At 53.1% G+C, this 26,639-nt stretch carries 28 protein-coding genes; 16 read left to right on the top strand and 12 right to left on the bottom strand.

Annotation, left to right across the window (positions count from 1 at the left end; genetic code table 11):
• The 5 genes from ADICEAN_RS12190 to ADICEAN_RS12170 all read left to right on the top strand — a co-directional run.
• Positions 1-271 (top strand): sigma factor-like helix-turn-helix DNA-binding protein (locus ADICEAN_RS12190; RefSeq protein ID WP_040396970.1); only part of this gene is annotated, 271 nt, incomplete at its 5' end.
• A gap of 368 nt (positions 272-639) precedes the next feature.
• The gene (locus ADICEAN_RS12185; protein WP_040396961.1) at positions 640-3,048 is read left to right on the top strand and encodes a TonB-dependent receptor; all 2,409 of its coding nucleotides are present in this window, start codon (positions 640-642) and stop codon (positions 3,046-3,048) included.
• Positions 3,045-3,875: a DUF4249 domain-containing protein gene (locus tag ADICEAN_RS12180; RefSeq protein WP_009195908.1), complete on the top strand. Its 831-nt coding sequence runs from the start codon at positions 3,045-3,047 to the stop codon at positions 3,873-3,875. Before ADICEAN_RS12185 ends, ADICEAN_RS12180 begins: the two co-directional genes overlap by 4 nt.
• Before the next feature lie 151 nt (positions 3,876-4,026).
• Positions 4,027-5,532: a F0F1 ATP synthase subunit beta gene (atpD, locus tag ADICEAN_RS12175; RefSeq protein ID WP_009195907.1), complete on the top strand. Its 1,506-nt coding sequence runs from the start codon at positions 4,027-4,029 to the stop codon at positions 5,530-5,532.
• A gap of 155 nt (positions 5,533-5,687) precedes the next feature.
• Positions 5,688-5,891, top strand: a complete 204-nt coding sequence (locus ADICEAN_RS12170) for a FoF1 ATP synthase subunit delta/epsilon (protein ID WP_009195906.1) — start codon at positions 5,688-5,690, stop codon at positions 5,889-5,891.
• Between the two features lie 93 nt (positions 5,892-5,984).
• Here the strand turns inward: ADICEAN_RS12170 and ADICEAN_RS12165 are convergent, their stop codons facing one another.
• On the bottom strand, positions 5,985-6,317 hold the full coding sequence (locus ADICEAN_RS12165) for a LysM peptidoglycan-binding domain-containing protein (protein ID WP_009195905.1): 333 nt from the start codon (positions 6,315-6,317) through the stop codon (positions 5,985-5,987).
• A gap of 121 nt (positions 6,318-6,438) precedes the next feature.
• Between ADICEAN_RS12165 and ADICEAN_RS12160 the strand changes: the two genes are divergently transcribed.
• Complete coding sequence (locus tag ADICEAN_RS12160; protein ID WP_009195904.1) at positions 6,439-6,846, top strand: hypothetical protein; 408 nt, start codon at positions 6,439-6,441, stop codon at positions 6,844-6,846.
• 100 nt (positions 6,847-6,946) lie between these two features.
• Entirely contained in the window at positions 6,947-7,351 is a 405-nt protein-coding gene (locus ADICEAN_RS12155; protein WP_009195903.1) for a hypothetical protein, read from the top strand.
• A 48-nt stretch (positions 7,352-7,399) separates the two neighbouring features.
• Here the strand turns inward: ADICEAN_RS12155 and ADICEAN_RS12150 are convergent, their stop codons facing one another.
• From ADICEAN_RS12150 to ADICEAN_RS12135, 4 genes are all read right to left on the bottom strand, one after another.
• Complete coding sequence (locus tag ADICEAN_RS12150) at positions 7,400-8,137, bottom strand: RluA family pseudouridine synthase (protein WP_009195902.1); 738 nt, start codon at positions 8,135-8,137, stop codon at positions 7,400-7,402.
• A gap of 44 nt (positions 8,138-8,181) precedes the next feature.
• Positions 8,182-9,399: a sensor histidine kinase gene (locus ADICEAN_RS12145; protein ID WP_009195901.1), complete on the bottom strand. Its 1,218-nt coding sequence runs from the start codon at positions 9,397-9,399 to the stop codon at positions 8,182-8,184.
• Between the two features lie 143 nt (positions 9,400-9,542).
• Positions 9,543-10,853, bottom strand: a complete 1,311-nt coding sequence (locus tag ADICEAN_RS12140; protein WP_009195900.1) for an ABC transporter permease — start codon at positions 10,851-10,853, stop codon at positions 9,543-9,545.
• Positions 10,846-11,784 (bottom strand): ABC transporter ATP-binding protein, encoded by a 939-nt coding sequence (locus ADICEAN_RS12135; RefSeq protein ID WP_009195899.1) that lies wholly within the window; start codon positions 11,782-11,784, stop codon positions 10,846-10,848. The genes ADICEAN_RS12140 and ADICEAN_RS12135 overlap by 8 nt, the downstream gene beginning before the upstream one ends.
• Before the next feature lie 327 nt (positions 11,785-12,111).
• Here ADICEAN_RS12135 and ADICEAN_RS12130 point away from each other — a divergent pair, with 327 nt between their 5' ends.
• Complete coding sequence (locus ADICEAN_RS12130; protein WP_009195898.1) at positions 12,112-12,537, top strand: FKBP-type peptidyl-prolyl cis-trans isomerase; 426 nt, start codon at positions 12,112-12,114, stop codon at positions 12,535-12,537.
• 228 nt (positions 12,538-12,765) lie between these two features.
• Here the strand turns inward: ADICEAN_RS12130 and ADICEAN_RS12125 are convergent, their stop codons facing one another.
• From ADICEAN_RS12125 to rsfS, 4 genes are all read right to left on the bottom strand, one after another.
• The gene (locus tag ADICEAN_RS12125; RefSeq protein WP_040396959.1) at positions 12,766-13,596 is read right to left on the bottom strand and encodes a hypothetical protein; all 831 of its coding nucleotides are present in this window, start codon (positions 13,594-13,596) and stop codon (positions 12,766-12,768) included.
• Positions 13,586-14,362 carry a UDP-2,3-diacylglucosamine diphosphatase gene (locus ADICEAN_RS12120; RefSeq protein ID WP_009195896.1) on the bottom strand — a complete coding sequence of 259 codons (777 nt, stop codon included), beginning with the start codon at positions 14,360-14,362 and terminating at the stop codon, positions 13,586-13,588. The genes ADICEAN_RS12125 and ADICEAN_RS12120 overlap by 11 nt, the downstream gene beginning before the upstream one ends.
• 90 nt (positions 14,363-14,452) lie before the next feature.
• Complete coding sequence (gene ftsH / locus ADICEAN_RS12115; RefSeq protein ID WP_009195895.1) at positions 14,453-16,519, bottom strand: ATP-dependent zinc metalloprotease FtsH; 2,067 nt, start codon at positions 16,517-16,519, stop codon at positions 14,453-14,455.
• Positions 16,520-16,587: 68 nt separating this feature from the next.
• Positions 16,588-16,965, bottom strand: coding sequence for a ribosome silencing factor (rsfS, locus tag ADICEAN_RS12110; protein WP_009195894.1), 378 nt, complete (start codon positions 16,963-16,965; stop codon positions 16,588-16,590).
• A 38-nt stretch (positions 16,966-17,003) separates the two neighbouring features.
• Between rsfS and ADICEAN_RS23265 the strand changes: the two genes are divergently transcribed.
• The 4 genes from ADICEAN_RS23265 to ADICEAN_RS12095 all read left to right on the top strand — a co-directional run bounded on the left by ADICEAN_RS23265 (position 17,004) and on the right by ADICEAN_RS12095 (position 20,099).
• Positions 17,004-17,423, top strand: coding sequence for a biotin--[acetyl-CoA-carboxylase] ligase (locus ADICEAN_RS23265; RefSeq protein WP_236612907.1), 420 nt, complete (start codon positions 17,004-17,006; stop codon positions 17,421-17,423).
• Positions 17,405-17,767: a hypothetical protein gene (locus ADICEAN_RS23260; protein ID WP_009195892.1), complete on the top strand. Its 363-nt coding sequence runs from the start codon at positions 17,405-17,407 to the stop codon at positions 17,765-17,767. Before ADICEAN_RS23265 ends, ADICEAN_RS23260 begins: the two co-directional genes overlap by 19 nt.
• A 98-nt stretch (positions 17,768-17,865) precedes the next feature.
• Positions 17,866-19,173, top strand: a complete 1,308-nt coding sequence (ahcY, locus tag ADICEAN_RS12100) for an adenosylhomocysteinase (RefSeq protein ID WP_009195891.1) — start codon at positions 17,866-17,868, stop codon at positions 19,171-19,173.
• A 92-nt stretch (positions 19,174-19,265) separates the two neighbouring features.
• Positions 19,266-20,099: a hypothetical protein gene (locus ADICEAN_RS12095; protein WP_009195890.1), complete on the top strand. Its 834-nt coding sequence runs from the start codon at positions 19,266-19,268 to the stop codon at positions 20,097-20,099.
• Positions 20,100-20,103: 4 nt separating this feature from the next.
• Here the strand turns inward: ADICEAN_RS12095 and ADICEAN_RS12090 are convergent, their stop codons facing one another.
• Together ADICEAN_RS12090 and ADICEAN_RS12085 are read right to left on the bottom strand one after the other, a co-directional pair.
• On the bottom strand, positions 20,104-21,156 hold the full coding sequence (locus ADICEAN_RS12090) for an NAD-dependent epimerase (RefSeq protein WP_040396954.1): 1,053 nt from the start codon (positions 21,154-21,156) through the stop codon (positions 20,104-20,106).
• A 255-nt stretch (positions 21,157-21,411) separates the two neighbouring features.
• Positions 21,412-22,248: a glycosyltransferase gene (locus tag ADICEAN_RS12085; RefSeq protein ID WP_040396965.1), complete on the bottom strand. Its 837-nt coding sequence runs from the start codon at positions 22,246-22,248 to the stop codon at positions 21,412-21,414.
• 46 nt (positions 22,249-22,294) lie between these two features.
• Here ADICEAN_RS12085 and ADICEAN_RS12080 point away from each other — a divergent pair, with 46 nt between their 5' ends.
• On the top strand, positions 22,295-23,029 hold the full coding sequence (locus ADICEAN_RS12080) for a glycosyltransferase domain-containing protein (RefSeq protein WP_009195887.1): 735 nt from the start codon (positions 22,295-22,297) through the stop codon (positions 23,027-23,029).
• A gap of 68 nt (positions 23,030-23,097) precedes the next feature.
• Positions 23,098-23,988, top strand: coding sequence for a succinate--CoA ligase subunit alpha (gene sucD / locus ADICEAN_RS12075; protein ID WP_009195886.1), 891 nt, complete (start codon positions 23,098-23,100; stop codon positions 23,986-23,988).
• Positions 23,989-24,000: 12 nt separating this feature from the next.
• Here sucD and ADICEAN_RS22330 read toward each other — a convergent pair whose 3' ends face one another.
• Positions 24,001-24,192 carry a hypothetical protein gene (locus ADICEAN_RS22330; protein WP_152426410.1) on the bottom strand — a complete coding sequence of 64 codons (192 nt, stop codon included), beginning with the start codon at positions 24,190-24,192 and terminating at the stop codon, positions 24,001-24,003.
• Positions 24,193-24,213: 21 nt separating this feature from the next.
• On the opposite strand from ADICEAN_RS22330, the gene ADICEAN_RS12070 reads away from it, so the two are divergent.
• Positions 24,214-25,551 (top strand): DUF5723 family protein, encoded by a 1,338-nt coding sequence (locus ADICEAN_RS12070; RefSeq protein WP_152426409.1) that lies wholly within the window; start codon positions 24,214-24,216, stop codon positions 25,549-25,551.
• Between the two features lie 9 nt (positions 25,552-25,560).
• On the top strand, positions 25,561-26,595 hold the full coding sequence (locus tag ADICEAN_RS12065) for a TolB family protein (protein ID WP_161622698.1): 1,035 nt from the start codon (positions 25,561-25,563) through the stop codon (positions 26,593-26,595).
• Positions 26,596-26,639: the final 44 nt, after the last annotated feature.

The raw sequence follows: 26,639 nt of genomic DNA, 5'->3' as shown, positions 1-26,639 counted from the left end.
AGGGGTGCCGCCCGAGCAGCGCCTGGCTGTGTGCCTGGCCGAAATGCTGCAGCTGCTGCCCGAGGGGGACCGGCTACCGCTGCAGTGGGCCGACCTGGAAGGCCTTCCGCAGGAAGAGGTGGCCCGCAGGCTGAACATGAGCCTGTCCGGAGCAAAATCCCGCATTCAGCGGGCCCGCATCAAGCTGCGCCAGCAGCTGGAAGAATGCTGCACGGTAGCGCTCGACAGCGGCGGCAAAATAACCGACTACTATCCTAAAAAAGGGTGCTGAAAAGGGCCGGCTGTCACAGGTTTGTTAAAGGTTTGATACCGAATTGCTTGAAACATGAGTCATCCCGAATTTTCTAACTGGCTAAAACAGCCTTAGATTACTGTATTCTACCCAAAAACATAAAGAAGGGACGTCATCTCGACCAGCGGGAGAGATCTTGGATAGGCAGCTCTTAACTGGTAACTTTCTAAGATTTCTCCCGCTGGTCGAAATGACCTCGTACCTTAACGGAAAAGGCCTCAGAATATATCTTGAGGCCTTTTTTATTAAGTGTCCCGCTAAAAATTCGGGATGACTCATGTTTCTTTTTTCCTTTTATGGAAAATTACTTGAAAATCGCTCAGGGGTGGCGCAACTTTGCATCGCTTATGAAAAAGACGGGACCTGTTTTGATTTTTTTGTTTCTGCTGGCCTTAAGCCTGCAGGCCCAGCAGCGCTATACCGTTAGCGGCTACATACGGGATGCCGACAGTGGCGAGGAGCTTATTGGTGCTACCGTGGCGGTGACAGGGGGGGGTGGCCTGGGTGCTACCACCAATATCTATGGCTATTATGCGCTGCCCCTGCCTGCGGGCACCTATACGCTGCGTTTTCAGTACCTGGGCTACCAGACGGTAGAACGCCAGCTGGACCTGCAGGCCGATACACGCCTGACCGTAGCGCTGAGCCCTGGAGAAGAGCAGCTACAGGAGGTAGTAATTACCGAGCAGCGGCCCGACGCCAATGTAACCGAAGTGAGCATGAGCCGGGAAAAACTAAGCGTAGAGGCTGTGCGCCGGGTGCCGGCCCTCTTTGGGGAGGTGGATGTGCTGCGCACCATACAGCTGCTGCCCGGCATACAAACCGCCGGCGAGGGCACTACCGGACTTTTTGTGCGCGGAGGTGCTGCCGATCAGAACCTGGTGCTGCTCGATGAAGCCACGGTCTATAATGCCAGCCACCTGTTTGGCTTCTTTTCAGTCTTTAACCCGGATGCCATCAAAAATCTGGAGATCTACAAGGGGGGTATCCCGGCCCGCTTTGGCGGCAGGCTTTCTTCCATCCTGGATATACAGATGCGGGAGGGGAATAATAAAGAGTACGAAGCCTCCGGGGGTATAGGCCTTATTGCCAGCCGCCTTACGGTAGAAGGACCCATTGTGCCCGACCGCAGCTCCTTTATTGTTAGTGGCCGCCGCACCTATGCCGATATGTTTCTGCGCCTGAGTCCTAATGAGAATGTGAACAACAACACCCTTTATTTTTACGATCTTAACGCCAAGGCCAACTACATCCTCAACGACAACAACCGCTTTTACCTCTCGGGCTATTTCGGGCGGGATGTACTGGGGCTGGAAGATATCTTTAGCCTGGACTGGGGCAATGCTACGGCCACTGCCCGCTGGAATCACCTCTTCTCCGAAAACCTTTTTCTGAATACCTCCCTGATCTACAGTAACTTCAGCTACGGCTTTGAGGGGGATGATGGCACCACGGGCTTTACCTGGGGCTCCCGCATGAAGGAAGGAAATGTAAAGCTGGATTTCACCTACTACCGAAATGCAGCCAATACGCTCACCTTTGGCCTTAATTCGCTCTATCGCCATTTTGGGGCTCCCTACATCACCTTTGATGCGGCCACCGATTTTACCGTACCCGAGATTGCAGACCGCTACGCGCTGGAAAATGCCCTCTACATTGGCAATGAATGGAAGCCCAATACCACCTTTACGCTGGAATATGGCCTGCGCTATTCGCTCTTCAATAACCTGGGGCCTTCACAGGTCTACACCTACCAGGAGGGAGGGGAGCGCTCCAACGAAACCATTACCGATACCCTGTATTTTGATCGCCTGCAGAACATCCAGTTTTACCACGGGCTGGAGCCCCGCCTGGCCAGCCGCTACATGCTCAACAGCCAGAGCTCGCTAAAGGCCTCCTACAACCGTACCCGTCAGTACCTGCAGGTGGCTACCAATGCTACGGCCGGCCTGCCCATAGAGCGCTGGATTCCGGCCGACCGCTACATACGCCCCCTCATCGCCGACCAGATTGCCCTGGGCTATTTCCGCAACCTGAGTCAGAACCGCATTGAAGCCTCCGTTGAGGTCTATTATAAGTGGATGGACCGGCTCATCGATTTCAAGCTGGGCGATCAGGGCAATATCCTCTTCACCAACAATATAGAGGCCGAGGCATTGGAAGGAAGGGGATGGGCCTACGGGGCTGAGTTTCTGCTGCGCAAAAATGTGGGCAAAACCACCGGCTGGATCGGCTACACCCTGAGCCGCACCATGCGGCAGGTGCCCGGCATCAACGAAGGGAAGGCCTACCCGGCCCGTTATGACCGCATCCATGATGCTTCGGTGGTGCTAACCCATGATGTAAGCAAGCGCTTTTCAGTATCGGGCACCTTTGTATACAGTACAGGAGCGGCCGTATCGCTACCAGTGGGCAAGGCCGAGGTGGCCGGTTTTACTGTACCGGTCTATGACGATAGCCGGCGCAATGCCTTCCGCATGCCCAACTACCACCGGCTGGACCTCTCGGCCACGCTTAAGAACCGGGAAAAGCCCGGCCGCTGGTGGAACAGCAGCTGGACCTTCTCCATCTACAATGCCTATGCCCGCAAGAACCCCTTTGCCATTACCTTTGAGCCTGTGTACAACGGAGATCCCAATACCAACCCCGAGCGGGACCCCATTCGCAGTGTAGAGGCCGGAGCGGTAAAGGTATACCTCTTTAGCCTGATCCCTTCGGTAACCTATAATTTTGAACTTAAACCTGGCAAGCGATGAGAGTATTTTACCTTCTACTGGCTGTGCTGGCACTGGTTACAGGGGGGTGCCGGGAACTGGTAACCCTGGAGCTGCCCCAGCAGGAGCCCCGTCTGGTAATTGAAGCTGAATTGACCGATACGCCCGGCCCCCATACGGTACGCCTTACCCTTACGCAGGATTATTTTAGTAAAGCTGCCGCTCCTGTAGTGGAAGATGCCCGGGTAAGCATAACGGACGATGCCGGCAACAGCCAGGAACTGCTTTATACCCAGAATGGCGTATATGCCACCCAAGGGTTGGAGGGGGTCATTGGCCGCAGCTATACCCTGCGGGTAGAGTGGCAGGGGCAGGTGTACGAAAGCAGCGGGGTACTTAGCCTGAAGCCCGTTATTGATTCGCTGGTGGTGCAGTATTTTGAGGCAATTCCCCCCTTTCTGGATGCCGGCCACTACATGCTGTTTTACGGCCATATACCCAGGGGGGGTACCCGCTATTACCGCTTCAAGATTTACGAAAACGATTCGCTTTACAACGACCGTACCGATCTGCTGGTGCCCGAGGCCGAATTCATGCCCGATACCCTGCGGGAAGTGCGGCTGGGCTACGCCTTTACACCGGGCGACACCATCCGGCTGGAAATGTATGCTCTTAACCGGGATATGTACGATTATTATTATGAATTGCGTACCCTGTTGTTTAACGATGGGGGGCTTTTCAGCCCGCCGCCCCGCAATCCTACCAGCAATATCCGTAATGTGAGCGATCCGGCCAGGCCGCCGTTGGGGTACTTTCAGGTGGCATCATTTGCTACCGATACTGTAATTATTGGAGAAGAAACCGACTGATTCTGCCCAACTAGTTCTCAAATCTGCGGCTGGCGCACAGAAAACGGCAATTGTTGGGTAGGGCCGAATTTTGAGCATTCCCTTTGCTTTAAATGCTTTTTGCCTTAGTTTTGCAGCTGAAATACCAAGAGTTAATCCTTTTTTATAACAAATGGCAAATATAGGTAGAATTACCCAGGTAATTGGCCCTGTTGTAGACGTTAGCTTCGAAGCTGAGGGGTCTCGCTTACCAAATATTCTTGACGCCCTTTATGTGACCAGGCCTGATGGTCAGCAGGTGATCCTGGAAGTACAACAGCACCTGGGCGAAGACCGGGTTCGTACCATTGCAATGGATGCCACCGAAGGCATGGTGCGCGGTATGGAAGTAGTAGATACGGGTTCACCTATTCAAATGCCGATTGGCGACGACATCAAAGGCCGTCTGTTCAATGTTGTAGGCCAGGCGATCGATGGACTACCCCAGCCCAAGGGCACAAAGGGTCTGCCCATTCACCGCCCAGCGCCTAAATTCGAAGATCTTTCTACCTCTTCTGAGGTGCTGTATACCGGTATTAAGGTAATTGACCTGATCGAGCCTTATGCCAAAGGAGGTAAAATTGGTCTGTTCGGAGGTGCCGGTGTAGGCAAGACCGTACTGATCCAGGAACTGATCAACAACATTGCCAAGGCCTATTCCGGTCTGTCAGTGTTTGCCGGTGTGGGTGAGCGTACCCGCGAAGGAAACGACCTGCTGCGCGAGATGATCGAGGCCGGCATTGTAAACTACGGCAAAGACTTTGTACACACCCTGGAAGAAAAAGGCGGCTGGGACCTGTCTTCTGTAAACCTGGAGAACCTGAAGGATTCCAAAGCCACCTTTGTGTTTGGCCAGATGAATGAGCCTCCCGGTGCCCGCGCCCGTGTGGCCCTGTCGGGGCTTACCATTGCCGAGTACTTCCGTGATGGCGAGGGGGGTGAGCAAGGCCGTGACATCCTGTTCTTCGTAGACAACATCTTCCGCTTTACCCAGGCTGGTTCCGAGGTGTCGGCCCTTCTTGGTCGTATGCCTTCTGCGGTAGGCTACCAGCCTACGCTGGCAACCGAAATGGGTGCCATGCAGGAGCGTATTACCTCAACCAAGCGTGGTTCTATTACCTCCGTGCAGGCGGTATACGTACCTGCCGACGACTTAACGGACCCTGCTCCTGCAACTACCTTTGCCCACCTTGATGCCACTACCGTACTTAGCCGTAAGATTGCCGAGCTTGGCATTTACCCTGCCGTAGACCCGCTGGACTCTACCTCGCGTATCCTTACGCCTGAGATCCTGGGTGCCGAGCACTATGGCTGTACGCAGCGTGTAAAAATGATCCTGCAGCGCTACAAAGAACTTCAGGACATCATTGCCATTCTGGGTATGGACGAGCTTAGCGAAGAAGACAAGCTGGTGGTGCACCGTGCCCGCCGGGTACAGCGCTTCCTGTCGCAGCCTTTCCACGTAGCCGAGCAGTTTACCGGTCTTAAAGGGGTGCTTGTGGATATCAAAGATACCATCAAGGGCTTTAACATGATCATGGACGGTGAGCTTGATCACCTGCCTGAGGCCGCCTTTAACCTGGTAGGCACCATCGAGCAGGCCATTGAGAAAGGCGAGAAAATGCTGGCCGAAGCGTAATTTGAGAAGTTAGATGTTAGAAGCTAGAAGTTAGAGTATAGCAGATGGTACTTGTCTTGCTTCTACCTTCTAGCTTCTAACTTCTCTATCACTATCCAATACCATCGTATGTTTTTAGAAATTATCACTCCGGATAAGAAGATTTTGAAGGCGAAGTGGAGAGTGCCACCTTCCCTGGTGCAAAGGGATCGTTTCAGGTGCTGACCAACCACGCCCCCCTTATCAGTACCCTGGCGCACGGCAAGATCACCTATGTGAGCAGAGCCGAGGGCCGGCGTAGTCTGGAGGTAGACGGAGGCGTTGTAGAAGTGCTGAACAACAAGATTTCGGTACTGGTAGAGCGCCTGATCTCTCAATAAGGGCCTATATCCTAGTTCATAAAAAAGCCGCCTTGTCTATGCAGGGCGGCTTTCTTTATTTCATAGCTACAGGCTATACTATTTTGGCTGGTGCTATTTTGGTTGGGCGGGAATTTTGATCTTTTGGCCCGGATGGATCAGGTCAGGATTTTTGATCTGATCCTTATTGGCTTCATAAATGGTACGCCATTTGGTGGCATCGCCATACTCCCGCTTGGCAATGGCCGAAAGGGAGTCACCTTTTTTGATCTCATAGTATTGCGGCGCAATAGCAGGGGGTTGCTGACCGGCGGTGCTGCTACCCTTGTTTTCCAGATCTACCATTGACCCGGTACGCGGCTGCCCTTGCTGCTGAAAAGGACTGCCCGATGGTTTTGGCTCAGCCTTTTCTTCCTTCCCTTTGCGGAAAAAATCTTTTAGTCCCATACGCTTAAAAAATTCAGTTACGTATATCTCTACGAGACTTGCTGCCAAAAGTTCTTTTGCAAACATTCTATGCGGCAGCAGGTTTTATTGCTACATTTTTTTAACCTTTCAATTTTTACTTATGAAGTCTGTACGTCACTATTTCGCATTACTTCTATTATTGCCCTTTTTAGTGCTGGCCGCCTGTAATAATAAAAGCGAGGAAAACCCACGCCAGCTCATTGCCGGCGAAAGCAGCAAGGTTTGGAAAGCCGATAAGGAAACCAATGCCCAGGGCGATAAAGAGCGCCTCAGCAATACGGAAGAGGAGCAGCGCATGGAGTTTTATGCCAATGGTACCTTTCAGGTACGGGAGGCCGGTGCTTTCCAGGGGGGGCGCTGGAACTACAATGCCACCCAAAAAGAACTGGAGCTTACCTTTGATGATCGGCAGGATGTAAAGGAAGTCTTTCATGTGCAAGAGCTGAGTGGAAATAAAATGACCCTGCATGCCGCCGATGGCTCAACCATGAAGCTAAAGACAGACTAGGCTGCATACCCACATTTTTAACAACCCTCTGACCTGCTTCGGTAGGCAGAGGGTTGTTGTTTTTAGCGATTCCCCCTAATTTGCCTGGGTGTAATTGCCTATGAAAACGCTTGAAAAATGGCTGGCCAAGGCCCCGGTGCAGCGGCTGGTGTATCTGCTGGTACTTCTGCTCTGGCTTTTTGGCAGCTACAGGGGCGGCCATCTTCAGTACCTGACAGCGCCCAGCACCTTTGGCCCGCCCATATGGGTGCTGCTGCTTATACCCACACTGCTGCTGGGGACGCAACTCTGGTTCAATTCTCAGGGGTTGTGGCGCATTCTCTGCGGACTGCTTATCCTCTTCAGCTTTTGGCTGGCTACCCTTAGTGTGCAGGACATTGCCCGGCCTTTTACCAGTCTGCAACCCCTGATCTGGAATTTTGGCTCTTTTGGATTTTTGCTGCTGCTGGTGCTGGTGCTTGCCCTCGCCAACTGGGTGCTGCTGCACATGAAGCCAAAGCGCTGATTGCGTATGGTCAGCAAAAAAGAAACCCGCCGTAGGGCGGGTTTTCTACTAGGCGCCGAACATATTATCCAGCTTGTTCATTTTTAGCTTTTGCTCTTCCAGGCTCAAAAACTGCTCCCAAAACTCGTTTTCGGGCAGGCCGGCCCGCAAAAAGAGAGGCTCCTTTTTTACCGGATGCTCAAATTTAAGGTTTTTGGCGTGCAGGTTAATGCTGCCATCGGGATTTGGTTTGGCAAAGCCGTACTTGACATCGCCCCGAATGGGGCAGCCCATGCTGGCCAGCTGCACCCGAATCTGATGCGGACGTCCGGTAAGGGGCTGTACTTCCAGTAAGTAATGGTCGTTGAGAAAGCCTAACACTTTGTATGTAAGCTCTGCACGCTTGCCTTCGGGCACTTCGGTGTCATAGGCGGTGGTGGTGTTGCGCGCCTCATCCTTTACCAGCCAGTGCACCAGCTTGCCGCTTTTTTCGGCCGGGCGCCGCTTTACTACAGCCCAGTAGGTTTTGTATACCTTTTTGGTCTGGAACATCTTGTTCATGCGCTCCAGGGCTTTGCTGGTACGGGCCAGGATAACGGCGCCGCTTACGGGCCGGTCAAGGCGGTGCACCAGGCCCATAAACACTTCACCGGGCTTGTTGTATTTTTCCTTTACATAATCCTTCGCAAAGTCAATCAGGGTCTTATCGCCCGTAGTATCTCCCTGCGATAGGACACCGGCTGCCTTGTTTACAATCAGCAGGTGATTGTCTTCATAAATTACCGTAAAGGGGATTCGCTTCTTCATACGTGCAACGTTTGTGCAAAGGTACGCTTTATTTTTTGCCCATATTAGGCCCGCAGCACAATCCGGAAGGTAGTGCCGGCGCTGGGTTCACTATGTTTTACGTAGATGCGGCCGCCATGGTAGTGTTCAATAATGCGTTTGGCCAGCGTAAGTCCCAATCCCCATCCCCGTTTTTTAGTGGTAAAGCCCGGCTCAAATACCTTTTTGATGTTAGCCTTGGAAATGCCCTTGCCGTTATCGGTAATATCAATGTGCACCGTGTTATTGCTGGCCGGCGCTATACGAATATCAATGGTGCCAATGCCGCTCATGGCATCTACTGCATTCTTGATCAGATTTTCAATTACCCAACTAAACAGGTGGGGGTTGAGCTGCGCACGCAGGTCATTGCCAACGCTGCTGATGGTGATTTTTACTTTGGTACTGATGCGTTTCTGCAGGTAGGTGACTGAATTCTGCACCATTTCGGGTACCGAGTTATGCTCCAGGATGGGCACCGAGCCAATGTTGCTGAAGCGTTCGGTGATCATGTGCAGTTTTTCCAGGTCCTTGGCCATTTCGGGCAGGGCTTCGTGCTGGCGGGTGCGCTCATCGGCCCGCAGGTACTCCAGCCAAGCCATGAGGGAGGAGAGGGGGGTGCCCAGCTGGTGGGCGGTTTCTTTGGCAAGGCCCACCCAGATGCGGTTTTGCTCGGCCGTGCGGCTAAAACTAAAGGCCAGGTAGGCCAGGGCGCCAAACAGCAAAATGGTGCTGAGCTGAATAAAGGGATAGTAGCTTAGCTGCCGCAGCAGGTCGGAGTTGTGGTAAAATACCCATTCTACATACTCTACCTGGTTGGCGGTATTGCGGTAGACTACCTGTATGGGTTCATTGGCAGTACGCATCTGGGCAATCTCGTCCCGCAGGAGCTGTAGGAGCTCGGCCTCCGGCAGGTTGTCGGGAATATCCAGGTTCAGATAGGCCCCTGTGGGTTCACCGGACTGATCGGCCAGGATCACCGGAATGGTGGTATTGCCCCTTACAATTTGTTCGTTAATGAACGTAAGGTTAGCATTATCACCCTGTTCGGCCATAAATTCAATGGCCCGGGCAAACATATCCACCCGCTCATGCTCCCGCTCCTTAAGGATGTTGACAATAAAATTATTGTAGTAGACCGATACCACCACAATAAGGATGGCAATAAGGCCTACCAGAATCTTGATCGTATTTTTGTTGCGGTAGAGGTTAAGCTCGGCGGTTTCTCGCAAATAACGCGGCATGCGGTAGGTGATCGGTTAGAGAAGAGGGGGCAAAACAGGCCTGTTGCCCCGGCACACAACTGTTAACGAATATTGGGTAAAATTATGCAAAAGAAAAAGCCGGCAGGAGCCGGCTTTTGGTATTTGTAGCAGAAAGTGCCTGATCAGCGCATCATGATCCACTTGCCCAGTGTCTTGTAATTGACCTTTACGCCGTGCATGAGAATGCCAACCCGATAGATACGGGCAGCCAGCCAGCTCATAAGCAAAAAGCCCAGCACCAGCAACACCATTGATAGCACCAGCTCCCACATAGGCACACCAAAGGGCACCCGCATCATCATAACAATGGGGGAGGTAAAGGGCACCATGCTAAACCAGAAAGCGGTGCTGCCATTGGGGTCTTTCAGCACCGCCGACATGGTCACAATCAGGCCCAGCACCAGCGGCAGGGTTACGGGCAGCATAAACTGCTGCGTGTCGGTTTCGCTGTCGGCAGCGGCACCCACCGCCGCAAACATGGCGCCGTAGAGCAGGTAACCTCCCAGGAAGTAAAACAGGAAGGTCATCAGTTGCAGGGGGATGTTGATATTAGCAAACTGCTCCTGCACATTGGCCACGGCCCTTTGCGCGTTGGAAAGCTCAGCGGCACTGGAGCCGGCCGGCATCTGGTTCATCTGAGCCATGGTGTCGGCATCTACCCCCAGCAGGCTCATGCCAAGGGTGTAAATAGCCGCGCTAAAGATTATCCAGATCAGGAACTGAGTAAGGCCCACCCCGGCTATGCCAATGGTTTTGCCCAGCATCAGCTGAAAAGGCTTTACGGAAGAAATGATGATCTCAACGATACGGTTGGTTTTTTCTTCAAGCACGCCGCGCATGATCTGAGCACCATAGATGAAGATGAACATATAGATCATAAACGAACCGGCATAGCCTATGCCGGTGGCCAGGCCGGTGCTGCCGGCTTTTTCTTCGCCGCTGCTCAGGTTGATCTCCCGCAGGCTTACGTTGGTGCGCAGGGCATCCAGGGTTGCCTTGTCAATCTGGGTGCGTTCCAGTTTCAGGTCTTCAATGCGGCTTTCCACAACGCGTTCGAGCCGATTCTGCAGTTCAATGCCGGCACTGGCTTCAGAGTAAAGGGTTATGCCCTGGAGATCGTCCAGATCCAGCTGTGGGATATACAGGATACCGTAATACTCCTTATTGCCAATTCCCTTTTTAGAGGCTTCCAGGTCCTGGCCGGGATAAACAAAGGTAAGGTTCTTGGTATCTTCAAAAGACTGGCTGAAGAGCCCGCTGTCATCCACCACGGCTATGGTGCGTACGTTGCTGCTATCGCGTGTGGCCAGCCAAACCGGAATGGCAAACATGGCGGCAAATAAGAGCGGGCCAAGGATGGTCATGATGATAAATGACTTCTTGCGCACACGGGTCATGTATTCCCGTTTTATGATCAGGCTAATTTTAGACATAGGCTACCTCCTTATCTCCACCTTGTACATTCATAATAAAGATTTCGTTGATGCTCGGAATTTTCTCTTCAAAGCGGTGCACTTCTACCAGGGGCAGCAGCTTCTGCAGGATGTAGTTGGGCCCGTCGGCCAGGGGCGCACGTAAAATGGTCTGGTGATAGCCTTCTTCCAGTGGGGTCTCCTGCAGCACCTCCAGTTCGCCCTGCAGAAAGCCGCTCAGCACGCCCCGGTGTTCCACCAGATAGGTGTTGCTGCGGTGCATGTCTTTGATCTCCCGTTTGGTGCCGTCAAGGATCTTACGGCTCTTGCTGATCAGGGCAATGTGGTCACAAAGCTCCTCCACCGATTCCATGCGGTGGGTGGAGAAAATAATACTACTTCCTCTTTCCCGTAGTTGCATGATCTCGTCTTTGATCAGGTTGGCATTCACAGGGTCAAAGCCGGAGAAGGGCTCGTCCAGGATAATGAGCTCCGGCTCGTGCAGTACGGTGGCAATAAACTGCACCTTCTGGCCCATGCCTTTGCTGAGATCTTCGATGGTCTTGCCGGCCCATTCAGTAAGGTTGAGCCGGTCCAGCCAGTACTTAATACGCTGGCGGGCTTCCTTTTCCTTCAGGCCTTTGAGCTGGGCCAGGTACATCAACTGTTCGCCCACCTTCATTTTTTTGTACAGGCCCCGCTCTTCGGGCAGGTAACCGATCAGGCGAATGTGGTCCTGGTTGAGCAGCTCGCCATTGATGAATACTTCTCCTTCATCCGGCATCAGAATTTGGGTAATGATGCGGATCAGGGTGGTCTTACCGGCTCCGTTTGGCCCCAGCAGGCCAAAGATACTGCCTCTGGGCACCTTCAGGCTTACATCCTGCAGGGCGGTATGGGCGGCGTAGCGTTTGGTAAGACCATGCACTTCCAGAATGTTGTTGGTCTTCATAGGTGTGAGTGAACGATCTAGTTCCAAATTACTACAAATTCTGTAGAGTGGTCTATACTTTATGGGGAATGGCATCTTTTTAGGGATGATCGGCATTCGGCCAGGATGGGCCTGATTGGTGTTGCAACGCTTTATTTTAGAGCTATGGCCGCTTTTTCAGACTCCTGCACAGGCACGGGTCTAAGGGGGTAGCCTGCTGCCGGTTAAGCAGAACTGGGGCTACCCCTTTGCCCGCGTAGGGGGCATTTGTAGGGGGATTAGTTGGCAGGGGGGTAGGGTTTTCGTACCTTGCCCCTTAGAGAATTTTTAACGCAAATTTTTAGATTCATGGAAAAAGCCCAAAAAGGCGACCGGGTGCGGGTACATTACACAGGCCGCTTACAGAATGGAGAGGTGTTTGACAGTTCCAAAGGCCGGGAGCCGCTGGAGTTTGAAATAGGCGGCGGTATGATGATTGCCGGTTTTGACAAAGCAGTGAATGGCATGCAGGTAGGAGATCAGAAAACAGTAGAGATTCCCTCTAACGAAGCCTATGGCGAACGCCGGGAAGAGATGATGATCAATATTCCGCGGGCGCAGGTGCCGGCTGACATCACGCCGCAGGTAGGCCAGCAGCTGGCCCTGAACAACGGCGGACAGCAGGTGCCGGTAACCGTTACCGAAGTAACCGACGAGAAAGTAGTGCTGGATGCCAACCACCCCCTGGCTGGCAAGGACCTGGTTTTTGATATTGAACTGGTTGAGATCGGATAGGGGATACCCCCTTTCTTTAAACAAGCAAAGCCGCAGCGCCTGAAAAAGTGGCGCTGCGGTTTTTTTTTACGATCGTTTCTGTAAGCCAGCTTCTCTACTCCTTTCTCTGCCACTTTTCGCTGGTGCGAGCAGGTTGCTCGTATCCACATCCCCAGATGACAAAAATTCAACTGCAGTAGGAGCACAAGCTCGCACTAGCCCTGAAGGATATGTGTAGTATAATTGCGTCTACGGCATCAGCAGGTACTTGACGGCCTGCCCCTGTCCCAGGAGCCAGATGGTTGACCCCTTTACCAGCAGCTGGCGCACGTCTTTGTCCAGCACCGGTATCTGGATCACTTCTTTGGTGTCAAGGTCCAGAAAGCCCAGGTAGCCGGGCCGGGTAAAATAAAAGCGTCCCCCTTCCAGCCACAAGTCCCGGGCCTCAGGCATTTTGAGGGTTTGCTCGTAATTGCCCTGTATATCAAAGACCAGCATGCCGCTGCCGCTGCTGTACAAATAGAGCTTTCCCTTATGTTCTCGCATATAGCTAATGGCCAGCTTCTGAGCCGTTGAGACCAGGTTGAGCGGAACGGATAGCAGCACTTCCCCTTCGGGCAATTGTTGCTTTAGCAGGCGCTGCTGGCTGCCGTCTACCAGCCAGAGGGCGTTGCCTTCCGCCGGCGCTACAGCATCAATAAGCCCTGGGCTGGAGAGTCCTGATCGGTTGTCGCCAGCCAGTGAGTAGCTTCGTTTCAGGGTCATGAAGCGGTCCAGCCAGAGGAGCTGCTGGTTGGTGCGGTCAAAGAGTAGCAGGTGCAGGCCGGGCAGCGCCTGCAGGCTGTTGATGTAGAGCATGTCATCGGGGCTAAACTGGCCCAGTTTTTTGCCCGAGCCATCGAGCTGATGCACCTGCCCCTGCTGGGTGGCCAGATATAGCGCCCCCTGCACATCCTGGGTGGCGGCTACGGCCGTGGGGATGGCAAAGCTTTCTTTCAGCAGCAGCTTTTGCGCTGTAGCCGTAAGGGGAAGCAGGCTGCACAGCAGCGCGGCCCACAGGGGGATAAGACTACTCTTCAAAGGTCTTAAGCTCCAGCGTATGCCCGTCAAATTCGCCATAGGTATAATAGTTGATCCACTCGCCCAGGTTTACATAGTGGCTATTGGCGCCCACCTCCAGATGTAGCGGCAGATGCCGGTGGCCAAATACATAATAATCGTGGTGCTGCTGCTGCTCTTTGTAGCGGCAGTAGGCCAGCAGCCATTCCTTATCGCCAAGAAAAACGGCGTCTTTTTTGTGGTTGCTGGCCCGGCTGCGGCCCGACCATAGTTGTGCAATTCTTATGCCAATATCGGGGTGCACCTGCCGGTACAGCCAGTGGCTGAAGGGGCTCTCAAACACCTTTTTCATCAGCTTAAAGCGTGTATCGCCCGGGCCCAACCCATCGCCATGGCCTATAAAGAAACGCTGACGGCCAATGCGCAGCGAACGGGGATTTTTATAGACCGGGATGCCAAACTCATCCGGGAAGTAGTTTTTCATCCACATATCATGATTGCCGGTAAAAATGGTGAGCGGCAGGCCGCTATCGCTCAGCTCGGCCAGCTTGCCCTGCAGGCGAATACCCCCTTTGGGTACGGCATGTTTGTACTCGAACCAGAAATCAAACAGATCGCCCATCAGAAAAATGGCGGCCGCCTGCTCCCGCACACTGTCCAGCCAGCGCACAATTTTGCGCTCCCGCTCCAGGCTGGCCTCCCGATTGGGGGCACCCAGGTGAAAATCAGAAGCAAAGAATACTTTTTTGCCCGCAGGCAGTACAATAGGGGGTAACTCTTTAGACAAAACAGGCGTGCTGGGTTGGTGATACCATAAAAATATCTGCCGGCTGGCAGATAAAAAATCAGGCAGCCCCTTAAGGCCGCCTGATCTAGATTAGAGTTGTTTGTTTTCTTCCTCGGATTCTACCGGCGGGGCCTCCTGCTCATTTTCCAGTCGCTCCTCTACCTTTGTAGCATCGGGCGCCATATTTTCCTTGGCCATTTCACCATCCGGCGTGATGTACTGCTGGTAGGTGGTTTGCTTGGCAAAGGGACGCTTGCCGATGAGGCGGTCCAGATCGTACTGGTAGATGATCTCTTTTTTAAGCAGCTCCTGGGCAATGATCTCCAGCTCCCGTGTTTTATCCTTCAGCAGCTGTTTTACCCGCACATAGGCCTGGTCGATGATCTGGCGTACCTCTTCATCAATGGTTTGGGCCGTGGCTTCGGAGTAGGGCTTGTTGAAGTTATACTCGCTCTGCTTGGGATCATAGAAGGAAACGTTGCCGATCTTGTCGTTCATGCCGTAAACCGACACAATGCTGTAGGCCATTTTGGTAACCCGCTCCAGATCGCTAAGCGCACCGGTGCTGATCTTGCCAAAAATAAGGTCTTCGGCTGCACGGCCACCCAGCGTCATGCACATCTCGTCAAAAAGCTGCTCGGTCTGGTAGAGGAACTGCTCCTTAGGCAGGTACTGCGCATAGCCCAGGGCGGCTACCCCACGGGGGACAATGCTTACCTTTACCAAGGGATCGGCATGCTCCAGGAACCAGCCGGCTACGGCATGGCCGGCCTCGTGGTAGGCCACAATCTTTTTCTCTTCCGGAGAGATGATCTTGTTCTTTTTCTCCAGGCCCCCTATAACGCGGTCAATGGCATCCTGGAAATCCTGCATGTCTACGGCCTTTTTGTCGCGGCGGGCGGCAATCAGAGCGGCTTCATTGCAGACGTTGGCAATTTCGGCGCCGGCAAATCCGGGCGTCTGGGCCGAGAGTTTCTTCGGATCTACTTCTTTAGAAAGCTTGATAGGGGTAAGGTGTACCTTAAAGATTGCCTCACGGCCTACAATATCGGGTTTGTCAATGCTGATCTGGCGGTCGAAACGGCCGGGACGCAGCAGAGCAGAGTCCAGAATATCGGGGCGGTTGGTAGCCGCCAGGATAATAACCCCGGAGTCGGTGGCAAAGCCATCCATTTCTACCAGCAGTGAGTTGAGGGTGTTTTCCCGCTCATCGTTAGAGCCGGGCATGGCGCCACGGCCGCGGCTACGGCCAATGGCATCAATCTCGTCAATAAAGATGATACAGGGCGCTTTTTCCTTGGCCTGTTTGAACAAGTCGCGCACCCGGGCGGCGCCTACCCCTACAAACATCTCTACAAAGTCGGAGCCCGACAGGGAGAAGAAAGGTACACCGGCCTCGCCGGCTACGGCTTTGGCCAGAAGGGTTTTACCGGTGCCGGGAGGGCCTACCAGCAGGGCGCCTTTGGGGATTTTACCGCCCAGTTTGGTGAACTTGCCCGGATTTTTCAGGAATTCCACAATCTCGCGGATCTCTTCCTTGGCTTCATCCAGACCGGCTACGTCGTTAAAGGTGATCTTCACCTTGTTTTCGGCATCAAAGAGTGCCGCCTTGGACTTGCCGATGTTGAAGATTTGCCCGCCGGGGCCGGCCTGGCCCGTCATGCGGCGCATCAGGAACCAGAAGCCAAACAGGATCAGGAACAGAAAACCCCAGCTGGTGATCAGGCTGGTAAGGTCGGAGCGTTCGTCTACCTCATAGCCTATGCGCTGCTCGGCCGGAAGCTCGCTTTCAAATTCGCGGAAGGAGCGTTCAAACACCTCATCGCTGCTGATCTTGAGCCGGTAGTGCGGTCCCTGCGAGGCGGTAAACATGCGCCGGTCCTGCAGGTGCTGCTGGTTCTCGGGCTTGTTAAGGGCTTCCTGGGTAAGGGTAATTTCTACCACATCCTGGTTGGAGACCAGTACAACGCGCTTTACATCACCTGCTACAAGCAGTTTTTCAAAATCGTTATAATTTATAGGCTGGGTAGAACTGGTCTTGCTAAGCCAAAGCACCCCGAAGATCAGGATCAGCAGGGCCACAATAATGTAGGCCTGGTAGTTGTTCCGCTGCGGGGGTTTGGGGATAAGATTTTTGCGGGTTGGTTTATCTGCCATTCGTGTTAAGCAAAAGAATAAAGATCTTTAATGTGTAAACGTTGAGAAGGTGTTCATTTGTTCAATAATCATTTCGCCTCTGCCTCATCCTGAATATACACCACTTCTGCATCGCCCCAAAGCTCTTCCAGAGCAAAGAAGCCACGCTTTTCTTTTTTGAAAACATGGGCTACCACATCTACATAATCCAGCAATACCCATTCTTTTTGCAGGCGCCCTTCCCGATGCCAGGGGTTTTGCTTGGTATTTTTATGCACCACCTCCTCTATAGAGTCGCTGATGGCGTCCAGTTGTGTATCCGAATTACCAGTGCAGATGATAAAATAGTCTGCTACCGCATTTTTTACTTTCGTTAGGTTCAGAACCACAATGTCAGAAGCCTTTTTTTCCTGCATGCCTTCTACTATCAGGCGGCTCAATTGTTCTGAATTCGTTTTTTCTTCCATTCGTGCTCGTTAAATTGCTCCTCAAATTAAGGAATTCCTTGTATAATTCTCCGGCAGACACCCTATTTATTGGCAGCAGCATTATTTATCTGCCAGAATGTCATTCTACCAATACGGCTGCCCTGCACTTATTAGAAAATGAATCCCTGCCGGAGGGAGCAGTACTCATTACCGATAAGCAAACAGCCGGACGGGGACAGCGCGGAAACAACTGGGAAGCCAGTCCGGGCCAGAACCTCACGTTTTCAGTGGTGCTTCGCCCGCGCTTTTTGCCCATCCGGGATCAGTTTCTCCTTACTATTAGCATATCTCTTGCCATTTATGATTTGCTGACAGATTTGCAGGTGCCTGCGCTGAGCATTAAATGGCCGAATGATCTGTACTGCGGCACCAAAAAAATTGGAGGAATCCTGATTGAAAGCTCCTTAAAAACGCACAAGTGGAGTGGAGTGTTATAGGGATTGGCCTGAATGTTTTGCAAACTTCCTTTGCCGTGCCAACGGCTACCTCCCTGGCAGTGGAGCTGGGCCGGCAGCTGCCGCTGCAGGAGGTACTTGCCAGGCTCCTGAAGAAGCTGGAAATGCGCTACCTGCAGCTGCGGGCCGGGGCTGGGGCCGAGCTGCGCCGCCAGTACCTGGAGCAGCTGTACCGGCTGGGCGAGTGGGGGCTCTATGCTGCTGATGGCGAACAATTTGCCGGAAAAATAGTCGGTATAGATCAGCAGGGGCAACTGGCCGTGCTGCACCAGAAGCGGGACCAGCTGCAGTACTACAGCATGCAGCAGATCCGCTTTTTGGGCTAGGGAAGCAGGCGCCCGATTTCTTCCCTTATACCGCAGAACAATCTTTTGGTTAGCCCCCTGTTTTTTTGTATTTTTGCCTCTTCAAATTTTTCGTTCCTATGTTGAAAACCACTGAAAACTACAAGGTAAAGGATATAAGCCTGGCCGATTGGGGCCGCAAGGAGATCCGCCTGGCCGAAGCCGAAATGCCCGGTCTTATGGCCATCCGGGAAGAGTACAGCGCACAAAAGCCGCTGAAGGGGGCCCGCATTGCCGGCTGTCTGCACATGACCATCCAAACGGCCGTACTGATCGAAACCCTCATTGAGCTGGGTGCCGAGGTAAGCTGGTCCAGCTGCAACATTTTTTCTACCCAAGACCATGCGGCTGCTGCCATAGCTGCTGCCGGCATTCCGGTATTTGCCTGGAAGGGCATGACGGAAGAAGAATTTGACTGGTGCATTGAGCAGACGCTCTTTGCCTTTGAGGGCGGCCAGCCGCTGAACATGATCCTGGATGATGGCGGGGACCTTACCAACATGGTGCTGGACCGCTATCCCGAGCTGGTAGACGGCATCCGCGGCATCTCTGAAGAAACCACCACCGGTGTGCTGCGCCTCTATGAGCGCATGAAGAAAGGCACGCTGCCCCTGCCCGCCATCAACATCAACGACTCGGTAACCAAATCGAAGTTCGACAACAAATATGGCTGTAAAGAATCGCTGGTAGATGCCATTCGCCGGGCTACCGATGTGATGATGGCTGGTAAAGTAGCCATTGTGGCCGGCTACGGTGACGTTGGCAAGGGCTCGGCTGCTTCCCTACGGGGTGCCGGCGTGCGGGTAATTGTAACCGAGATCGATCCCATTTGTGCGCTGCAGGCGGCAATGGACGGTTTTGAAGTGAAAAAGATGGCAAATGCCGTACACCGCGCCGACATTATAGTAACGGCTACCGGCAACAAGAACATTGTGACCGGCGAGCACTTTACCAAGATGAAGGATAAGGCCATTGTGTGCAACATTGGCCACTTTGATAACGAGATTGATGTAGCCTGGCTCAAGAAGAACTACGGCAACACCCGCGTTACCGTAAAGCCGCAGGTAGATATCTACAATGTAAATGGCAACGATATCATCCTGCTGGCCGAAGGCCGCCTGGTGAACCTGGGTTGCGCCACCGGCCACCCCAGCTTTGTAATGTCCAACTCCTTTACCAACCAGACCCTGGCGCAGCTGGAGCTGTGGACCAACCACGGCCAGTATGAGAATGCGGTTTACACCCTTCCCAAGCACCTGGATGAGAAGGTAGCTGCCCTGCACCTGGAGAAAATTGGCGTAGAGCTGGAAGAGCTCACCAAAGACCAGGCCGACTACATCGGCGTGCCGCAGGAAGGCCCCTTTAAGCCGGAGTACTATCGGTACTAATCTTTTGCCAGAAAGTAGTATTCAATATGCAAAGCCCCCGCTATCTTGCGGGGGCTTTTTATTTTTAGGAGAAAACTACATTTCTGGAGGCTATGCACATATCGGCAAAGGGCGCATTGCAGACGCTTGATACCCTTACTGAGGCCATGGAGCATCATAAGCGGGTGTTCTTTACCCGTTTTGGCGATGGCGAGATCTATGTGATGGAAGGAAAGGGCACGGCCGACCAGCAGGCCGCCGATGTGCTGACCCAGGAGATGCGCAAAGCCTGGGCTATACGCCACCCCCAGTACTTTAAGGGGGTGTCCGTCAATTACCCAAGGGATAAGGGGATGATCGATGGGGTGTTGGCACCTTTTCCACAAAATGAGGAGCTGGAACACATCCTCATCGACCAAATGGGGGAAGCACCCGGCAGTGTGTACGAAAATCCGGTAGTATTTCATTACCTGACCTTATTCAGGCCCGAGCTGATGGTGCAATTCCTGGAGCGTTTTGTACGGCCCCGGCCAAAGATGTTTATCGGAAGTGTGCCCCAGGAGCTGGTGGAGCTGGTTTTTGGTTCCATCGACTATTATGTACAAACCCCTGCCAAAGATGCTTACCACAGCATAGACGAGTGGTATCCAAAGGTGTTGGAGCATTTGCCAAAGGTTGCTGTAGTCTTGCCTACAGCCGGGGCTGCCAGCAAAGCCGTGCAGGAACGCTTATGGCACGCTGGCGCCCAGGTGCACTCGCTGGATATCGGCTCGCTGGTAGATGCCGTGCAGCAGCAGGGTACCCGCCGCTGGATACGCCTGCTAGGCCACCGCAGCCGCAGGATACTGGTTCCCGGCTGGGACAAAACGGGATTGGTATTGCAACAACCCCTGAAAGAGCTAAAGCAGGAGATCAAATACAGTTTTCATCGCCTGTTGGGGCGTTAATGAACTACTGCTGATAATACGCCCGATACCAACTGGTGAAGGATTTGATCCCTTCTTCGATGGAAACCTTGGGCTGATAGCCAAAATTTTCGATGAGGTCGTCTACATTGGCCCAGGTAGCGGTAACATCCCCTGGCTGCACGCCCCTCATTTCTTTAATAGCCTCTCTGCCCATGCCTTTTTCAATTTCCTGAATAAAGTGCATAAGCTCAACCGGTTCATTATTACCAATATTTAAGATGCGGTAGGGCGCAGTAGACCGGGCAGGGTCCGGGTTTTTGCCACTCCAGTTAGGGTCAGGCTCTGCAGGCTTCACCATCACGCTGATGATGCCATTGACGATATCATCCACATAGGTAAAGTCCCGCTTCATTTTACCATGATTGAACACCTGAATGGGTTTGCCCTTGGTGATGGCATCGGCAAAAAGAAAATAGGCCATGTCTGGCCGGCCCCACGGACCATATACCGTAAAAAAGCGCAAACCAGAGGTAGGAATTCTATACAGATGGCTGTATGTATGGGCCATTAGCTCATTTGCTTTTTTACTGGCAGCATACAAGGAAACGGGATGATCAACATTATGCTCTACCGAAAAGGGCATGTTCTCATTTAGGCCATACACGGAGGATGAACTGGCATATACCAGATGTTTTATGGCGGTATGCCGGCTTACTTCCAGGATGTTCAGAAAGCTTACCAGGTTAGACTGAGCATAGGCATCGGGATTCTGAATCGAATAGCGTACTCCCGCCTGAGCTGCCAAATGGACAATGATATCGAATTTTTCCCGTGCGCATAGCGACATCAACTCTCCCTGGTTTTCGGTATTCATCCGAATGAAGCGGTAAGCCGGAAAGCTGCTGCTTTGTACCTCGCGGTGCCAAAGTACCTTTTCCTGTTCAATACCACTTTGGGCCAGCCGGGCAAATTTAAGTGCAGGGTCGTAGTACTCATTAATGTTATCGATGCCCACTACTTCATAGCCGGATTTCAGCAGTTTATCTGTAAGGTGAAAGCCAATAAAGCCTGCACTCCCTGTAACCAACACTTTCATCATCTTTAATCTATCGTAACCAAATTTTAGTATAAGAGCAATGTTCTTGATCCAGCTTACTAGAAAGTAAAGAAGAGCCTTACCATTGTATCTATGTGGTAATAACCCCGTCTATAAGGAGCTGTTTCGAAAAGGTCTCCTGAGGTTTTGCAGGTCCTCACTTCCTGCTGTCCGCATCAGCGCCAGTGCGCAAAAGAAATACAGGATACGTTTTTCGGTATGCCCAAAGCCAGCCGCGGCAGGTGGATCAAAAGCCTAAGACAGGCTCTCTCTCCCTGCCTGCTGAATGCCATAGCGGGAATAGGCTTTCCTTTCTTTCAGCACCTGCGCCAGCACCCGTTGGCTCTGCTCGGGCCGGGGTAATAGTTTGTGGTAGAGGTGGTACTGGATGGCGTAATTCTTTACCGACACAAATTTTTTGCCCGCCCACCCCAGGCGGTATTCCGGATCGGTGTCTTCGCCGGCGGCCGGGGCCTCGTAGCGCTCATCGAAGCCGTTGATGTCCAGCAGGTCCTTTTTGTAGAGGCTGAAATTGCAGCCCAGCAACCCCTTGAACTTCTGTGGAAACAGCGGTTTTAGGGGGCTGTTGCGGATGTAGATGGCTTTTTCGGCATCGCGCGACTGACCCGCAACGCTATCCCAGAGCAGCCTGCCCGTCATGTGCTGGAGCGCTCCCTGGCGGATTCGTTCAGGGGTAAGCCAGTGTGTTAGTTTATCAGAGAGGTTGGCCCGGCGGCCACACAGCACTACCCCCTCCCGGGCATGGGCCAGGTGCTCCTCCACAAATCTGGGGTGGGGAATGCAGTCGCCATCTACAAAGATCAGAAAGCTGGCCTCGGCCGCCACCACCGCCTTGTTCATGATACGGGTTTTGCGAAAGCCCTTATCCTCATGCCACACATGCCTGAGGGGATAGGGGGCCTGCTGCTGGTACTGCCGGATGGCAGCCAGGGTTTCTCCATTGGAGCCGTCGTCGGCCAGGATAACCTCAAAATCCGTCCGGCTCTGCTGCTCAAAGCCCGCCAGCACCCGTTCCAGGTAGTTAAACTTATTGTAGATGGAGATAATAACAGAAGCGGCTGGCGTATTCACAGGAAATTTGGGAAACTTTGCCTGCAAAAGTAAGAGTTCTTGGTATATGAAGAAAATAGCAATCTATACTTCTATCATGGGAGGGTATGAAGGGCTACTGCCACAGCGAAAAATTAAGGGGGCCGATTTTATATGTTTTAGCGATACCCCCCTGAAGGCCCGGCCCTGGAAAACCCTGGTGGTAACCCCTCCGCCGCTGGACCCTACCCGTCAGAACAGGTATTACAAACTGTTGCCCCATCTGTATTTGCCCGGCTATGAGGCCAGCATATACATTGATGGCAATGTGGTGGTAGAAGGAAATGTTGTGGAATGGGCCTGGGAGCTATTGGAGAAAAAAGCCATGTGGGCCTTTGATCACAAGCAAAGCAGCCTCACCGGTCGGGACTGCCTCTACGAGGAGCATCAGGTGCTGCTTACTTTTATGCATAATGGAAGCCTTAAAGACGATCCCTCCGTCATGAACAGGCAAATAGCCCGCTACCGGGCCGAAGGATATCCTGCCCACAATGGGCTGAACGTAAATACAGTACTCATCCGAAAGCATCATGATTCCCATGTAATCAAGACTATGGAACTGTGGTGGGAAGAGGTAAGAACCGGAAGCAAACGGGATCAGCTAAGCTTTAATTATGCTGCCTGGAAAACAGGTTTGGATTTTGGTATTGTTCCCGGGAAAGTCAGCAGACATCCCCATTTTCACATGATCGGCATCCATCGAAAAGATTACCGTATGAAATACATTCGCTATCGCCTGAAACGAATGCTGGGCCTGCTATAGCCTTTTGGTTATATTTTTGTGTATGCCCCGCTTTTTTCTAATTTTGTGCAAACGAAAAACTTCCGCTAATGAGTGTTCTGGTAAATAAAAACTCGAAAGTGATCGTTCAGGGCTTCACAGGCTCTGAAGGTACTTTCCACGCCGGTCAGATGATTGAGTACGGCACCAACGTAGTCGGTGGGGTAACACCCGGCAAAGGGGGGCAGCAGCACCTGGAGCGTCCTGTATTCAATACTGTTGCTGAAGCTGTAGAAGCTACCGGCGCCGATGTTTCTATTATTTTTGTGCCACCGGCCTTTGCTGCCGATGCCATTATGGAGGCAGCCGATGCCGGCATCAAGGTGATCATCACCATTACCGAAGGAATTCCGGTAAAGGACATGACCATCGCCAAAAACTTCCTGAAAGACAAAAATGTGCGCCTGATCGGGCCCAACTGCCCAGGGGTAATCACACCGGGCGAGGCCAAAGTAGGCATTATGCCGGGCTTTGTGTTCAAGCCGGGCCGTGTGGGCATCGTTTCCAAATCGGGAACCCTTACCTACGAAGCCGCCGACCAGATCGTAAAAGCCGGCCTGGGCATCTCTACGGCTATCGGCATTGGGGGCGACCCCATTATTGGTACCCCTACCAAAGATGCGGTTGAGCTGCTGATGAACGATCCCGAAACGGATGCCATTGTTATGATCGGGGAGATCGGCGGTAATTATGAGGCAGTAGCTGCCCGCTGGATCAGCGAGAACGGCAACAAAAAGCCAGTGATCGGCTTCATTGCCGGCCAGACAGCCCCTCCCGGCCGCCGCATGGGCCATGCCGGTGCCATTATTGGTGGTGCCGATGATACGGCCGCTGCAAAAATGAAGATCATGCGTGAAAACGGCATCACCGTAGTGGACTCCCCCGCCGAAATTGGGGCTGCCACGGCCAAAGCGCTGAAAGAAGCTGGTATTACGGCCTAAGCGCTCCGGTACTTATATCTCAAAAGGGCCTGCTGCTGTAATGTGGCAGGCCTCTTTTTTTGTCTCATCAGAATCATTTTCAGGTATGTAATTTCCTGCCTGTTTTTCTGTAAACGCATCAATAACAAGCGCTACATTTGCACGGGCATGTGGCTGGAGATAGGCGCGGACGGGTCTGATGCTTTTCTTTTGGCGTATCGCCACCTTATATCATTTCTTACCTACATGAAACACCGTTTACTTACCCTGTGTCTTTGGGTTGGGGGGATGGCTGGTGCCTGGGCGCAGCAGGAGACTACCCTGGGCACCATGCGCAGCCTGCCGCAATCTACCTACCTTAATCCGGCCTTTGTGCCTGCGCAGCCCTTCTATATAGGCCTGCCGGGCATCTCTTCCGTAGCCGTATGGGGGTCCAGCAATAGCCTCTCCTACAATACGCTTTTTGTAGAGAATGCCGAAGGCGAAGCTGAATTTAATCTGGACCATCTCAGGAGCGCCCTCAGGGACAAGAACTGGGTGCAGGCCGGCGCACAGGTAGACCTGTTTGGCATAGGCTTGCGGGCCAGCCCCCGCCTGTATCTGCGCTACCGTGCCAGCATTAAGGCCCATCAAAGCATGATGGTGCCTGGCGATCTGCTCAAACTGGTAGATGAGGAATTCCAGTCAAGCCCTGCCAACATAGAGCTGGAGCCTTCTGTGAATGCCCTGGCGTATGCTGAGCACTCAGTGGGTGGCTCGTATCTGCTGACCGACAAGCTGACGCTTGGCGCTAACCTGAAGCGCTTCAATGGCCTTTTTAATGTGCATACCCAAAGCCTGAACATGAAGCTGACCACCCTGCCCGATGCCGGCCGTATGCGGCTGGAAGGCGAAATGCTGGTGCAGGTAACCGGTGAAGAACTGGCCGACGATCCTACTGAGGCCAGCATTCGCCAGTACCTGAGGTCCAATGGGGGATGGGGCCTGGACTTGGGCGCCACCTATCAGTACAGCGACCGCTTGCAGCTGGGCCTGAGCCTGCAGAACCTTGGCTTTATCAACTGGAAAGGCGGTGCACGGGAATATCGGGTAAACCGGACCAGTGTAGAATTCGATGCCTTCACCGAGCAGGATGTGGAAGACGAAAGCGAGGCGTTTGAGGAGGCCATAGATGCCATCAGCGAGGCCTTTGAGCCTCAGGAGCGGGATATTGATGGGTATAGAACCGGCCTGCCTACGCGTCTGTACGCCAATGCCACCTACCAGCTTCACCGAAGCGTACATACTACCGGTGTTCTCTTTGCTGAGGTATATGGAGGGCGGCTGATGCCCGGCTTTACAGCCGCTATTCATAAGGATTTTGGCCGCCGCCTGGGTGCTGCCCTGAGCTATACAGCTGTTAACGGCTCGTATGCCAACTTTGGCACCGGCCTTAGCTTCCGGCTTACCCCCTTTCAGCTGTACGTGGTTACCGACAATGTGCTGGCGGGTCTGGATTATAAAAATGCCCGCAGTGCCAATGTACGCCTGGGCATGAACCTGGTATTTGGTACCACTAAAAAAGAAAGCAAGCTTCCGTATTAAGTCATGAAGATGAATTCACATATATTCTTTGGCAGCGCCCTGTTACTAGCCTGCCTGGCTGGTACTGCCCTGGCACAGCAGCCCGGCTTTACTCCCCAGAAGGCCCCGGCTACCATCAATAGCACGTATGCCGAAATTAACCCCATGCTCTCGCCCGATGGCAGCGAGCTTTACTTTGTGCGGGTAAACCACCCGGCCAATGGCTATGGAGAGGGCGATAGCCAGGATATCTGGTACAGTAAAAAAGGAGCCGATGGTGAGTGGTCGGAGGCAATCCGCATTCCCGAGCTTAACCTGGCGCGCTACAATGCCGTAGTTGGCTTTGTAGATGGTGGCAAAACGCTCATGATCATGGGCCGTTTTACTAAAAGTGGAGACTTCTGGAGCAAAAGGGGGTTTTCCCTGCTAAGCCGCAGCGAATCCGGCCAGTGGGGCGCCCCCAGAGCTGTGCAGATTGCCAGCTATGCCAGAAAGAACAAGGGGCTGTACTCCACCGCCTACCTGAGTGCCGATGGCAACCAGCTGCTGATGAGCTACCATAAACGCCACAACAGCAAACACAGCGATCTATTTGTAAGCCAGGCCCAGGCCAATGGCAAGTTTAGCGCACCCAAAAAGATCCGTACGCTGGACGATGACAACGAGCTGGCCCCCTTCTTATCGGCCGATGGCAAAACCCTCTACTACACCAGCAACCGCGCCGGGAGCCAGGATATACTGGTAGCAGAGCGCCAGGGGGATAACTGGCGCAACTGGACGGCTGCCAAACTACCCAATGAGGCGATTAACACCCCTGGCTGGGAGGCCTATTTCCGCACCAACGCACAGGGCAGCATGGGCTACTATGCCGCAACACAGGGCAGCGAACACTCGGATATCTACTTTGTGAAGCTTTATGAAGAGAACCCTTATATTCTGGTGTCGGGCCGGGTGCTGAACACGCAAAACGGCCAGCCCCTCCCCACTGCCAGCGGCCTGCGCCTGTTTGCCAATGACAGCCTGCAGCAAAGCCTGAGCGTACAGGCAGATGCACCTATAGCGTAAAACTACCCCTTGGCCAGGTCTATAGCCTGCGGCCGGAGCTGGAC

The sequence above is a fragment of the Cesiribacter andamanensis AMV16 genome (assembly GCF_000348925.1).
Taxonomy (GTDB): Bacteria; Bacteroidota; Bacteroidia; order Cytophagales; family Cyclobacteriaceae; genus Cesiribacter; species Cesiribacter andamanensis.
The sequence above is the reverse complement of the archived record's forward strand: the minus strand, read 5'-3'. Positions and strand labels throughout refer to the sequence as shown.